Here is a 12,928-nt window from a genome sequence, read left to right as displayed (position 1 = left end):
GCGAGTCCGTAAACCCGAACTTTATCTACAACTGCCGTTGCAAGCGACAATTACGCATTAAATAAGGCGCATGACCGTCTAATACCAGTGTTCGCCCGAAAACTTCCACTCTCCGACTTCCGTCGTACGACCCATTGCCCGATGGTTTGTGCCAACCAGAAAGCCGTATTTTCCGCTCCAGACGGCACTCATCGGAGTGTCGGAAAGGAGACGAACAATGTCTGGCTTCGATCACGTCGCCCTGAGAGATGAACTTGTTGCTTCTGCCGCTTCTGTCAGCGACAATGCTATTGCGCCCCAGTTGGTCGCAGCATCTCTCGCCAACGGTTATGGCCGCTTGACCGCGCATGGCGCGTTGTCGGTGGAAACGGGCGCTTTTACCGGCCGTTCCCCAAAGGACAAGTTTATCGTTCGCGACGCGCTCACTGCCGACAGCGTTTGGTGGGATAACTCCGGCGCGCTCTCGCCAGAGCATTTTGATGTGCTCTTGGGCGATGTGAAAGCCCATCTGGCCGGTCAGGACATGTTCCGTCAGGACCTGCTCGCTGGCGCCGATTCTGAACACCAATATGCCGTCACCGTGCTCACCCCGAGCGCTTGGCATGCCCTGTTCATTCGCAATCTGCTCATCCGTAAGGGTGAAGGTATTGCCGAGGGCGACGCCGCAATGGCTGTCACCATCGTTCATGCGCCGAACTTCAAGGCCGATCCGGCCCGCCACGGTTCGCGCACCGATACTGTCATTGCCCTCGATATGAGCCGCAATCTCGTGGTTATCGCGGGCACGCTCTATGCTGGCGAAATCAAGAAGAGCGTCTTCTCGCTGTTCAACTTCCACGCGCCACGCCACAATGTTCTGCCCATGCACTGCTCGGCAAATCTTGGCCCTGAAGGCGAAGCCGCGCTGTTCTTTGGCCTCTCCGGCACCGGCAAGACCACGCTGTCGAACGACCCGAACCGGCCGCTCATCGGCGACGACGAGCACGGTTGGTCCGATCGCGGCGTCTTCAATCTTGAAGGCGGTTGCTATGCCAAGACCGTAAAGCTCTCGGCCACGGCAGAGCCTGAAATTTACGCGGCAACGCGCGAATTCGGCACCGTGCTGGAAAACGTCATTCTCGATGATCAGCACGTTCCTGAGTTCGACGATATCTCGCTGACCGAAAACACTCGTGCGGCCTACCCAATCCATGTCCTGCCATCACTGGCCAAGGGCAGTGTTGGTGGCACGCCAAAGACCGTCGTCTTCCTCACCGCCGACGCCTTTGGTGTTCTGCCGCCGCTCGCCAAGCTGACCCCCGAGCAGGCTGTCTACCACTTCCTGTCTGGCTACACCGCTAAGGTCGCTGGCACCGAGCGTGGCGTCACCGAACCACAGGCAACCTTCTCGGCCTGCTTCGGCGCGCCGTTCATGCCACTGCACCCAACCGTTTACGGCGAAATGCTGGCGGATCGTCTGCGTTCGAGCGGCGCTCAAGCGTGGCTGCTGAACACCGGCTGGACCGGCGGCGGCTACGGCACTGGCAAGCGTATCGACATTGCCTCGACCCGTCGTCTGCTCACCGCAGCGCTTGACGGCTCGCTCGATGACGTTGAATTCCGTCTCGACCCAATGTTCGGCTTTGCGGTGCCAACCGCTCTCGAGGGTATCGACGCCAAGCTGCTCGACCCACGTCAGACGTGGGCCGACACCGACGCCTACGACACGCAGGCCACCAAGCTTGTGGCTTTGTTCCAGAAGAACTTTGAAAAGTTCGGTGCTGAAGCCGATGCCGGCGCGGGCCCCCAGATGGCCATGGCAGCTGAATAAGCGTCGCCAGTCACAGAATATAAAAAGGGCGCCCGGTGCGCCCTTTTTTATTGCTCGGTTTTTCACGCATGCCCAAAAACCGACACCCCTTTCACCTCTCCCTTAGGGGGAGAGGTCGGCCGCAGGCCGGGTGAGGGGGCCTTTTTACGCCCACCGACCGCGTCACCCTAAATCCCTCGCAACGCCCTCAGTGCCCGCCAGCAACCGGCCGCTCCACCGAGCCTCCGTCATTGCCGGGCCTGTCCCAGTATACCGGGCCCGCCTGACGTCGTTCTCTCCCCCAACACCGCTCTGCCTCCCTCCCCTTGAGGGGGAGGGATTGAGGGTGGGGTGATTGAACGCTGATTTTGAACCACATCGCGCCCGCCCAAAGCTCCACCCCTCCGCCTGCAGCAAATCAGAGCTCTCGCGCCCACTCCCTTAAGCCACCATCTCTCCCCCTACACCGGCCCACCTCCCTCCCCTTGAGGGGGAGGGATCGAGGGTGGGGTGACGACCAGCATCAGCACGCGAGTTTTTCCGGACGGCCCCCACAAAACCCCAACAAAAAAGGCGCTCAAGGCGCCTCTTTTAAATCACAATTCTAACTCGCCTCAGTTTGGCGCGTAGAAAATATGGCTGTCTACCGCTGCCACCTGATGGAAGGTGTTTGCCCAAGATGGGCGCACGGCGGTGGTGTGGTAGTAAAGGGTCTTGCCCGGCACAGCGCCGATCTCTTTGCCGATGGCAAACTTCTTGTAGATGGTCTGGGCCAGATCCTGCGAGTTCGCCCATGCGCGACGTTCGGTTGGCGTATCATCACGACCATCGCAAGCGAAGGTGAACTGGCAACGATAAAGACCCTTATTGGCGTTCTGATAGATCACGCCGCAGAGCGAACCTGGGAACTTGCCCGACCGCGCGCGGTTGACGATCACATTGGCCACAGCCAGCTGGCCGCTTGCGGTTTCGCCACGAGCTTCGTGGTAAATCGCCTGTGCGAGGCATTCGCGTTCCGCATTGGCAGTCGCCAGACGCTTCTCGGTCGGCTGGTAGCCATTTTCGAGATAGGACGCGAGAATGTCGCTCGAGACGGTGTTCTTGGACACTGGCACCGGAGCGGTGAAGCTCGCGATGGCCGAAAGCGCGGTGTGGGGCTCGCCCACAGAGCCGCGCGAAATATAGCCCATCAGCACGTCATCGGTCAGCTCAGCCTGTGGGCCAGCCAGTGTTACCGAAACGGAGCGCAGCTCCTGCTGGCGCTTGGCATAATTGGCAACGAGCGCTTCGGTCAGCGGCTGTTCACCCGGACGGATGTTCAGCGTCGCGCCCAGAGCAGGCTGCTGGCGCAGCTCGGTCAATGCTTCAGGAATGGCGTGGGGAAGGGTAACTGCGGTTTCGGCGCGGGCCGGCGAAAAGGTAACGAGCAAAGTGAGCGCAAAGGCGCCAACGGCGAGAGCGGCTGAAAACGCTCGGGTCGAATTTTGCTGCCAGCTTTTCTTCAAAGCCCCGTCCTTATCCCTGAGCCCAGCCGGTCGTTGCCGGTGAGCCTTCTCCGTGTCCGCCTAAGCGGCCATCGGTCGTAGTCCTTACACTAGCCAAGGATGGCGCCCGATGGAAGTCGAAATTTACGGCTGCTTAACCATAGCAATTAGCAACTTAAGCTATAGTTAAAGGCCCGAAGGCCTTATGGAAACCTTTGATTTCGCTGAGTTTTAGGGATGCTGAATGAGTGCTTACGCTATTCGATAAAGATTTATCTATTACCGAAAATGGTTAATCCGGGCGATGCCCGGATTCCCCTTATTCGCCGTGGAATGCCGCACGATGAACGTGGTTTAGGCTTTCCATCACAGACACACCCAGCCTGTGGATATGTTCATCGGGGCCGACCATGTCCGGCACCATAATCGTCTGCATACCGGCTGCGTGGGCCGCGCGGACGCCAACATTGCTGTCTTCGAGCGCCAGGCACAGCGTTGGATCGACGCCAAGGCGCTTGGCTGCCAGCAGATAGGGTTCGGGGTCGGGCTTGGGGTTGATGACATCGTCGCGGGTGACAATGGTATCAAACAGATCAATCAGCCCCGAGCTCGCCAAATGGTGGTGCGCATGCTTGCGCGATGAGGAGGTCGCGACCGCTGTTGGAATACCGCGCTCGCGAATCTCACGGAGAAACTCGATTGCACCGGCCTTCACCGGCACTCCGTCCGCGCCCATGACATCAATCATCTCAAGGCATCTGTTGTTGAAGGCTTCATACGAGAATTCCTTCCCATACGAGTGCTGCAACCACAGCTTGGTGTGCTCGTTGCTCGATCCAACCATGCCGCGATGGATATCATGGGTCATGACATAGCCAAGCTCATCGGCCACTTCATAGACGATGGTCTTAAAGAACATCTCGGTGTCGAGCAGGGTGCCGTCCATGTCGAAGATGGCGGCTTGAAAGGGCGTCAGGCGAATACTATCGAGATCAGGCATCATAGATTGCGCTATATGCTGAAATTTGCCGATACGGAAGCGACAGCTGTGCAAGCCCGACCTGCGTGTCGAACTCAACCCCTCGTGCGAGCATTGGTAGAGCATGACCCAGTTTAGACCCGTGCAAACGCACCAGGCCCTTGGCAATGCCTTCTTTGATCGCGTGGCTCCTGCCGATTTTCCAAAAACCATTCTTCGCCACCGCGATCAGCGGTGGGCCGAACGCATTGGCTTGGACGCACTCAGTGATTCCAAATGGTTAGAGCATTTTGGACGGTTTGAGCCGTTTGAGGGATCGTTCCCCGAACCCCTAGCGCTGCGCTATCACGGCCATCAGTTCCGGTCATACAACACCGATCTCGGCGACGGGCGGGGGTTTTTGTTTGCCCAATGCATCGATCCGGTTGATGGGCGCCTTCTCGATTTCGGCACCAAAGGCTCGGGCAAAACCCCATGGTCGCGCGGCGGCGATGGTCGCCTGACGCTCAAGGGGGGAGTGCGCGAAGTGCTCGCTACCGAGATGCTCGAAGCCCTGGGCGTCTATACGTCAAAAAGTTTCTCGCTGGTCGAGACGGGCGAGCAATTGCATCGCGGCGATGAGCCGTCCCCGACGCGCTCGGCAGTGCTGACGCGCCTCAGCCACAGCCATATTCGCCTAGGCACCTTCCAGCGCTTTGCCTATTTCGACGATAAGGAAAATCTCCAGCGTTTGGTGGATCACACCATCGCCCACTATTATCCCGACCTCGCCGAGGCTGATGATCGCGCGGCGGCATTGCTCGAACGCGTCGTCGCAGAAGTCGCTCGCCTTGGTGCGCAATGGACCGCCGCCGGCTTTGTCCATGGCGTGCTCAACACCGACAATATCAACATCACCGGCGAAAGCTTTGACTACGGTCCGTGGCGGTTCCTCCCAATCTATGACCCCACCTTCACCGCCGCCTATTTCGACGAAACCGGGCTTTATGCCTTCGGTCGCCAGCCCGACACGCTCGCCTGGAATTTGACCCGCCTCGCCGAGTGTCTCGTCCCGCTGTCGTCGATCGAAAAACTGGAGCCTGCGCTCAACACCATCTGGCCGCAGTTCCGCGACCAATTGGGCCGACAGGTGCTCCGCCGCCTCGGCCTAAAACCGCGTGACGTGGACGAAGACACCGCCCTCATCGCGGCCATGTTCGCCTTCCTCACGGCCAGCAAAGCACCCTATGAGCAATTCTTCTTTGATTGGCGTGGTGGCGTCTTGAGCTTTGATCGCGCCGCGGCCAGCCCCAGTGCTGATCTTTACGCCAGCGAGGCCTTCCGCCCGTTCGCCGACCTTTTGGAGCGCTATGGGCCGTCGGATGATGTGAACCTCGGCCACGCCTATTTTGCCCAGAAAAAGCCGCGCACCATGCTCATCGATGAGGTGGAAGCCATCTGGGCTCCCATTGCGCAGAGCGATGACTGGTCTCTCTTTCATCAAACGCTGCAAGACATTGCCCAGATGCGCGCCGCCTATAACGTCATCGTTTAGGTCTGCGACGTACAAGCCCTTGTTGCGTCTTCCCGGACCTGCATAATGCAGTCAGGGAGGACTACAACAATGCCGATTTATGCACTTGATGGCGTCGCGCCCAAAATCGACCCTGAGGTCGCCTGGATCGCGCCAACTGCTGTTCTGGTGGGCGATATTGTTGTCGGGGCCGATGTCGGCATTTGGTTCGGCGTTGCCGCCCGCGGCGACATTGAGCGCATCACCATTGGTCGGCGCACCAATATTCAAGAAAATAGCGTTCTGCATACCGATACCGGTCATCCGCTAGTGATCGGCGAGAATGTCACCATTGGCCACGCTGCCATTGTTCATGGCTGCACCATTGGCGACAACAGCTTGATTGGCATGGGCGCAACCGTGCTCAATGGAGCGGTTATTGGCAAAAACTGTCTCATCGGCGCCAATGCCCTCATCACCGAGGGTAAGGTCATCCCTGACAATTCCATGGTTTTGGGCGCGCCCGGCAAAGTCGTTCGCGACATTGATGCCGAGGGCGTCGCCGCGCTTGCCGCATCGGCCGAGCGCTACGTGCAAAATGCACGACGCTACGCCCAAGGGTGCCGTCCAATTTCACCCGACGAACCAAACTTCGAGCCCGCTTGACGTAAAGGGCAAGGGGGCTTGCCGCAAACGCATCAGTTCTCCGCTTGGGACCTGACCTTGGAGAGGTCTATGCTCAAGCAAATAGATTAGTGCCGGAAGAGGAGCCAGCATGAAGACCCACGAAGTACGCACCTATAAATCGGCTGAGCATCTTCCTCGCGAGGACCAATTGGCGTGGAAGCTCGCCAGTGTTGCCACCGACCCGGTCGCCCTCGACGCCGACGTCATTGAGATGATCGGCAATCGTATCATCGACAACGCTTCTGTGGCTGCCGCCTCGATTGCGCGCGGTCCAATCCGTTCTGCCCGGGCTCAGGCCTTGGGTCACCAATCCCCGCGCGGCGCGCAGGTTTTTGGTCTGCCCGAAAATGTCAAAGTCTCGCCCGAATGGGCCGCTTACGCCAACGGCGTGGCCGTGCGCGAACTCGACTTCCACGACACCTTCCTCGCCGCTGACTATTCCCACCCCGGCGACAATATCCCGCCCATTCTCGCGGTGGCGCAGGCCAAGGGTCTGGATGGACAGGCTCTGCTGCGCGGCATTGCAGCGGGCTATGAAATTCAGGTCGATCTCGTAAAGGGCATCTGCCTTCACGAACACAAGATCGACCATATCGCCCACCTTGGCCCTTCGGCTGCTGGTGGCATTGGTGCGCTTTTGGGGCTCTCAACCGAAATCACCTATCAGGCGATCCAGCAGGCGCTCCACACCACCACCACCACGCGCCAGTCGCGTAAGGGCGAGATTTCCACGTGGAAGGCTTATGCCCCTGCCTTTGCGGGCAAAATGGCCATTGAAGCGGTGGACCGTGTCATGCGCGGCGAAGGCGCACCTTCTCCAGCCTATGAAGGCGAAGACGGCTTTATCGCCTACCTCCTCTCCGGCCCATCGGCGCGTTACTACGTGCCGCTGCCGGAAAAGGGCGAAGCCAAGCGCGCCATCATGGATACCTACACCAAGGAATATTCGGCTGAATATCAGAGCCAGGCGCTTATCGATCTGGCCAAGCGCATGGGCGCCAAGATTGCCGACTTCTCCAAGATCAAATCGATCCTGATCAAGACCAGCCATCACACCCACTATGTCATCGGCACGGGTGCGAACGATCCGCAGAAGATGGACCCTAAGGCGAGCCGCGAAACGCTCGACCACTCCATCATGTATATCTTTGCGGTGGCGCTCGAAGATCGCGGCTGGCACCACGTCAAGAGCTACGCCCCCGAACGCGCCAACCGTCCGGAAACCGTCGCTCTCTGGCACAAGATCACCACCGAAGAAGACCCGATCTGGACCAAGCGTTATCACGCCAAGGGCGAAGACATGGCCTATGGTGGTCAGGTCATCATCACCATGGAAGATGGCTCGACACTTGTGGATGAGCTTGGCGTCGCGGATGCGCACCCGAATGGCGCACGTCCCTTTAGCCGCCCGAACTACATCGAAAAGTTCCGCACTCTCTGCGAAGGCATCGTCTCGAAAGAGGAGCAGGATCGCTTCCTCGCTCTTGTCGAGCGTCTGCCAAGCCTTACCGCCGCAGAAGTGCGCCAGCTCAACTTTGTGGTGACGACGGACCAGCTCGGTCCTGAAGCTCCTGCCGGCATTTTCTGAGGGAGGACGTCATGGAAACGACGTTCAAACCGAAGAAATCCGTTGCTCTCTCAGGTGTTGCCGCTGGCAACACCGCCCTGTGCACCGTTGGGCGCACAGGCAACGATCTTCATTATCGCGGCTATGACATTCTCGACCTCGCAGAAACCTGCGAGTTCGAGGAGGTGGCGCACCTTCTGGTCCACGGTACTCTGCCAACGGTCTCTCAGCTCGCCGCCTATAAAACGCGTTTGAAGGCCATGCGTGGACTGCCTCTGGCCGTCCGCCAATCGCTCGAAGCCCTGCCAGCGGGCGCCCATCCCATGGACGTGATGCGCACCGGCGTATCTGTCATGGGCTGTACTCTGCCAGAGCCGAGCGATCACAACACGGCCGACGCTCGCACCATTGCCGATCGCCTGATGGCCAACCTCGGCTCGATCCTTCTCTATTGGTATCACTACGCCAATAATGGTCGCCGCATTGAGGTCGAAACCGACGACGACAGCATCGGTGGCCATTTTTTACACCTCTTGCATGGAAAAACTCCAAGCCAAGAGTGGGTAAAAGCCATGCATGTCTCGCTCATTCTCTACGCCGAGCATGAGTTCAATGCCTCGACCTTCACCGCCCGCGTCATCGCGGGCACGGGCTCAGACATGTATTCCTCCATCGCTGGGGCAATCGGCGCGCTGCGCGGTCCAAAACATGGCGGGGCCAACGAAGTCGCCTTCCAAATTCAAGAACGCTACGCCTCGGCCGATGAAGCCGAAGCCGATATCCGCAAGCGCGTTGAGAATAAGGAAGTTATCATCGGCTTTGGTCACCCGGTCTACACCGTCTCCGATCCGCGCAATGTCGTCATCAAGCGCGTCTCCAAAGCACTCGCTGAGCAAGCCGGGGCGAAACGCCAGTTCGATATCGCCGAGCGTATCGAAACGGTGATGATGGACGCCAAGAAAATGTTCCCGAACCTCGATTGGTTCTCGGCCGTTTCTTACAATCTCATGGGCGTTCCAACGGCCATGTTCACCCCGCTCTTTGTCATCGCGCGCACCTCCGGCTGGTCCGCTCACGTCATCGAGCAGCGTCAGGACGGCAAGATCATTCGCCCTTCGGCCAATTACATCGGCCCCGAAGATCTCAAGTTCGTGCCGCTCAAAGATCGCAAGGAGGCTTGAACCATGCCTTATCTCATCAGTGCTGAACTCCCGCGCGAAAGCGCGGGTTCTCGCTTCCGCGCCCTCCTGGATCGTCCGCAGATCCTCCAGCTTCCAGGCGCACACAATGGCCAAGCCGCCATTCAGGCCCGTAACGCGGGCTTTGAAGGGCTCTATCTTTCAGGCGCGGCCATGACCGCGTCGATGGGTATTCCCGATCTCGGCATCATCACCGTCGATGAAGTCTCCTTCTTCATCCGCCAGATTGCTCGGGCCTCCGGCCTGCCGCTCTTGGTCGACGGCGACACGGGCTATGGCGAAGCGCTCAACGTCATGCACATGGTCCGCTCTTTTGAAGAAGCGGGGGCAGGGGCAGTTCACCTCGAAGACCAGCTGCTGCCGAAAAAATGCGGCCACCTCAACGATAAAAAACTTGCCGATGCGCATGACATGGCGGCCAAGGTTGCCGCTGCTGCCAAGGCCCGCCGCGATATGGTCATCATCGCCCGCACCGACGCCGCGGGCAGCGAAGGCCTTGATGGGGCCATTGCCCGCGCCAAGCTTTACGTCGAAGCCGGGGCCGATGCGATTTTCCCCGAAGCGCTCACCACCATCGACATGTTCCGCGACTTCGCCAAGGCGATGCCGGGCGTTAAGCTTCTGGCCAACATGACCGAATTTGGCCGTACGCCCTATCAGACTGCGTCTGAGTTTGAGGCTCTGGGCTATTCCATGGTCATCTGGCCGGTGTCATCTTTGCGCGTCGCCAGCAAGGCGCAGGAAAAGCTCTACGCCACCATTAAACGCGATGGCGGCACCAAGGCGATGCTGTCCGAAATGCAGACGCGTCAAGAACTCTACGACGTCATTGGCCTGCATGATTATGAAGCGCTCGACGCCTCAATTGTTAAAACCATCGTGCCGACAGCGCTCTAAGACCAGATGTGGTCCCGAGTTAAGTCAAAAATCGTTTGAATCTATTAATCTGATGATGATCTACTTCCCCACGTCGCTTTAAGCGGGGTGGGGAAATCTCAAGCAAAACCGGAATGAAATATTCCCGGAAGCTGATTGGTTGGCATCGCATTGTTGTGGTGCCGATCCTTATTGCTCTGGCACTTCTTGCTGTCTTTGCGTTTCTTATTGAACAGCAAAATCAACAGATTGCCGAAACGCGTATGCGCGCGGAATATATTTCAAAGCTCTCGGTCATTCGCACCAAGCTGGAAAGCAATATTCAGAGCAATCTCCAACTGCTCAAAGGCATGGCCTCCGCCATTGCAGCCGATGTCGAGCTGGATGAAAGCCGCTTCAGGCAATTGGCAGCGGCGACGCTTGATGGCAATAGCCAAATCCGCGCGGTCACCTTAGCCCCTGACATGGTGGTGCGCTGGGCCTATCCGCGCACGGGCAATGAAGACTCCATCGGCTTTGATTACCGCACCTCGCCCGAGCAATGGCCTGCGGTTCAGCGCATGCTCACCAGCGGTGAGTCCCATTTTGTCGGCCCCCTGACTTTGGTGCAAGGCGGCGTTGGCTTCGTCGCTCGTTACCCCATTTTTGATCCCAATACGGCGCGTCTGTGGGGCATTGTCTCGGCCGTCGTTGATGGTCCAAGGCTGCTCATGGCGAGCGGTATTATCGAAAACCGCGACTTCGACCTCTCCCTCACGCTTTACACGCGCGAGCAGCCGAGTGGGCAGCGCATCTTTGGTCAGGACCTTTCGCCGCGCAATCCGGTCTATGCCGATGTAAACCTCACCGATGGCCAGTGGCGCTTTGCCGTTGTGCCCAAAAATGGTTGGGTTCCAAACGCCGCTGCCACATGGGCCTTGCGCGTTATGTTGGGCATTGCCGGCGCGCTGATTTTGCTGCCCATTCTCCTCACCGGTCGCATGGTGCAGCAGCGCCAAAACCATATCCGCGAAATCGCCGACCACGCCCAAGAGCTGGACGCCCTAACGCGTCGCTTTCACTTGGCCTTGGATGTGTCCAAGGTCGGCGTCTGGGAGATCGATCTCGAAAGCGGGCTCGAGACTTGGGATGCTCGCACCAATTTCCTCTATGGCACGCCCAATGATGGCAAGCCGCGACGCAATGAGGATTGGCTGGCGGCCGTCCACCCAGAAGACCGCGAGCGCGCCAGCAGTGATTTTAAGGACATGGTCTCCGAGGGGCGATCAGAGTCCACCTATCGCGTGGTCAGGCCAGACGGCGGCATTCGCTACGTTCGCTCGGTTGGCGCCTTCTTCCGCGAAGAAGGCCGGCCCGACGCGATTATCGGGGTGAATTTTGACATCACCGCCGACGTCGAAATGCATCAGGCCCTGCTCAACGCCAAGAGCCTCACCGAGGCGCGCAATAAGGATCTCGAAGCGGCGCGTATTTCCATCGAACACAACGCGCTTCACGATAGTCTCACCGGCCTGCCGAACCGTCGTTACCTCGACGACATGCTCAAGCAACATCAGCAGGACGGATATTATGGCGCCGGCTCGATTGCGCTCCTCCATATCGATCTCGATCGCTTCAAGCAGATCAACGACACCCTCGGCCATGCCGCAGGCGATGCCATGCTGGTCCACGCCGCCGAAGTGCTGCGCTTCAACTGCCACGATACCGATTTTGTTGCCCGCATTGGCGGAGACGAATTTGTCATCGTCTCGAGCGCTGGCGCGAGCGATGATCGCCTCACCGCCATGGCCGACAAGATCGTGCACGAAATGCGCAAACCGGTGCTGCATGAAGGTCACGAATGTCGCTTCGGCGTGAGCGTCGGGCTTGCCGTCAGCCGCTCCGCCAATACCGATGTCAAACAGCTGCTGATCAATGCCGATATTGCCCTCTATCGGGCCAAGGCGCGCGGGCGCAATCGCTATGAGTTCTTCACCCAGGAGCTGCAGAGCGAGGTCATCAGTTCCAAGCGCATCGCCGACGAAATCCTCAGCGGCCTCGAAAACCACGAGTTTATCGCCTTTTATCAACCGCAGGTCGATGCCCGCACCTTGGCCGTCACCGGCGTTGAAGCGCTGGTGCGCTGGCATCACCCCACTGAGGGTCTGTTGACGCCCGATCGCTTCATGCGCATCGCCGATGAACTCAATGTCGTCAGCGCGCTGGATTCTCTGGTGCTGCGTCAGGTGCTGGAAGATCTCAAACGCTGGGACGCTATCGGGCTACACGTGCCCCATGCTTCGGTGAACGTCTCTTTGCGTCGCCTCAATGATGAGACCTTGGGCGATAGCCTCAAGGCGCTGGACATCGAGCCGGGGCGCATTGCCTTCGAGCTGGTGGAATCCATCTATCTCGATGAAAGCGACAGCGTCGTCTCGTTCAATATCGAGCGCATTAAGCAGCTCGGTATCGATATTGAAATCGATGACTTCGGCACCGGATACGCCTCCATCGTCTCCTTGCAAAAGCTGCGTCCGCGCCGCCTCAAAATCGACCGACAATTGGTCGCCCCCATCGTCGACAGCCTGAGCCAGCGCCGCCTCGTTGACTCCATCGTCGACATTGGCAAATCCATGGACATCGATATCGTCGCCGAAGGCGTCGAGACCATGGAACACGCAGCGGTCTTGCGAGACCTCGGTTGCGATATTCTTCAGGGCTATGCCCTAGGCCGCCCAATGTCGCGCGAAATGCTGGAGAGCTTCCTGCGCACACCAGCGCTGCGCCACACTGGATAACGCCCGGCCGATGTCGGGATATAAACAAATCTTTATATCCCGATTGATCCGTGCCTTTCCATTCCGTATAGGAATGAC

General features: G+C 58.7%; 9 protein-coding genes. 7 read left to right on the top strand and 2 right to left on the bottom strand.

Annotated features, from left to right (window positions below):
- The first annotated feature begins 217 nt into the window (after positions 1-217).
- Positions 218-1,810, top strand: a complete 1,593-nt coding sequence (pckA, locus tag JHL21_RS16135; protein WP_200214627.1) for a phosphoenolpyruvate carboxykinase (ATP) — start codon at positions 218-220, stop codon at positions 1,808-1,810.
- 593 nt (positions 1,811-2,403) lie between these two features.
- On the opposite strand, the gene JHL21_RS16130 is transcribed toward pckA, so the two are convergent.
- Positions 2,404-3,294 carry a cell wall hydrolase gene (locus JHL21_RS16130; RefSeq protein ID WP_199532815.1) on the bottom strand — a complete coding sequence of 297 codons (891 nt, stop codon included), beginning with the start codon at positions 3,292-3,294 and terminating at the stop codon, positions 2,404-2,406.
- Positions 3,295-3,592: 298 nt separating this feature from the next.
- A complete protein-coding gene (locus tag JHL21_RS16125) occupies positions 3,593-4,276 on the bottom strand; it encodes an HAD family phosphatase (protein ID WP_199532814.1) in 684 nt (227 codons plus the stop codon).
- A 100-nt stretch (positions 4,277-4,376) separates the two neighbouring features.
- Between JHL21_RS16125 and JHL21_RS16120 the strand changes: the two genes are divergently transcribed.
- From JHL21_RS16120 to JHL21_RS16095, 6 genes are all read left to right on the top strand, one after another.
- The gene (locus tag JHL21_RS16120) at positions 4,377-5,786 is read left to right on the top strand and encodes a protein adenylyltransferase SelO (RefSeq protein ID WP_200214626.1); all 1,410 of its coding nucleotides are present in this window, start codon (positions 4,377-4,379) and stop codon (positions 5,784-5,786) included.
- A gap of 69 nt (positions 5,787-5,855) precedes the next feature.
- The gene (locus JHL21_RS16115; RefSeq protein ID WP_199532812.1) at positions 5,856-6,410 is read left to right on the top strand and encodes a gamma carbonic anhydrase family protein; all 555 of its coding nucleotides are present in this window, start codon (positions 5,856-5,858) and stop codon (positions 6,408-6,410) included.
- 109 nt (positions 6,411-6,519) lie between these two features.
- The gene (locus JHL21_RS16110; RefSeq protein WP_200214624.1) at positions 6,520-8,019 is read left to right on the top strand and encodes an MmgE/PrpD family protein; all 1,500 of its coding nucleotides are present in this window, start codon (positions 6,520-6,522) and stop codon (positions 8,017-8,019) included.
- An 11-nt stretch (positions 8,020-8,030) separates the two neighbouring features.
- On the top strand, positions 8,031-9,179 hold the full coding sequence (gene prpC, locus JHL21_RS16105; RefSeq protein WP_182394725.1) for a 2-methylcitrate synthase: 1,149 nt from the start codon (positions 8,031-8,033) through the stop codon (positions 9,177-9,179).
- Between the two features lie 3 nt (positions 9,180-9,182).
- Entirely contained in the window at positions 9,183-10,094 is a 912-nt protein-coding gene (gene prpB, locus JHL21_RS16100; RefSeq protein WP_200214622.1) for a methylisocitrate lyase, read from the top strand.
- A gap of 113 nt (positions 10,095-10,207) precedes the next feature.
- Entirely contained in the window at positions 10,208-12,850 is a 2,643-nt protein-coding gene (locus tag JHL21_RS16095; protein WP_200214621.1) for an EAL domain-containing protein, read from the top strand.
- The last annotated feature ends 78 nt before the right edge of the window (positions 12,851-12,928 follow it).

Origin of the sequence: Devosia sp. WQ 349K1, from assembly GCF_016595685.1 — a bacterium.
Lineage (GTDB): Bacteria > Pseudomonadota > Alphaproteobacteria > Rhizobiales > Devosiaceae > Devosia.
This window is presented reverse-complemented; position numbering and strand designations above follow the sequence as displayed.

What these genes read in the sequence shown, in the direction of transcription:
- prpB (WP_200214622.1), top strand. Translation starts at nt 9,183, where the DNA reads ATGCCTTATCTCATCAGTGCTGAACTCCCGCGCGAAAGCGCGGGTTCT.
- JHL21_RS16120 (WP_200214626.1), top strand. Translation starts at nt 4,377, where the DNA reads ATGACCCAGTTTAGACCCGTGCAAACGCACCAGGCCCTTGGCAATGCC.
- JHL21_RS16125 (WP_199532814.1), bottom strand. Translation starts at nt 4,276, where the DNA reads ATGATGCCTGATCTCGATAGTATTCGCCTGACGCCCTTTCAAGCCGCC.
- prpC (WP_182394725.1), top strand. Translation starts at nt 8,031, where the DNA reads ATGGAAACGACGTTCAAACCGAAGAAATCCGTTGCTCTCTCAGGTGTT.
- JHL21_RS16115 (WP_199532812.1), top strand. Translation starts at nt 5,856, where the DNA reads ATGCCGATTTATGCACTTGATGGCGTCGCGCCCAAAATCGACCCTGAG.
- JHL21_RS16095 (WP_200214621.1), top strand. Translation starts at nt 10,208, where the DNA reads ATGAAATATTCCCGGAAGCTGATTGGTTGGCATCGCATTGTTGTGGTG.
- pckA (WP_200214627.1), top strand. Translation starts at nt 218, where the DNA reads ATGTCTGGCTTCGATCACGTCGCCCTGAGAGATGAACTTGTTGCTTCT.
- JHL21_RS16110 (WP_200214624.1), top strand. Translation starts at nt 6,520, where the DNA reads ATGAAGACCCACGAAGTACGCACCTATAAATCGGCTGAGCATCTTCCT.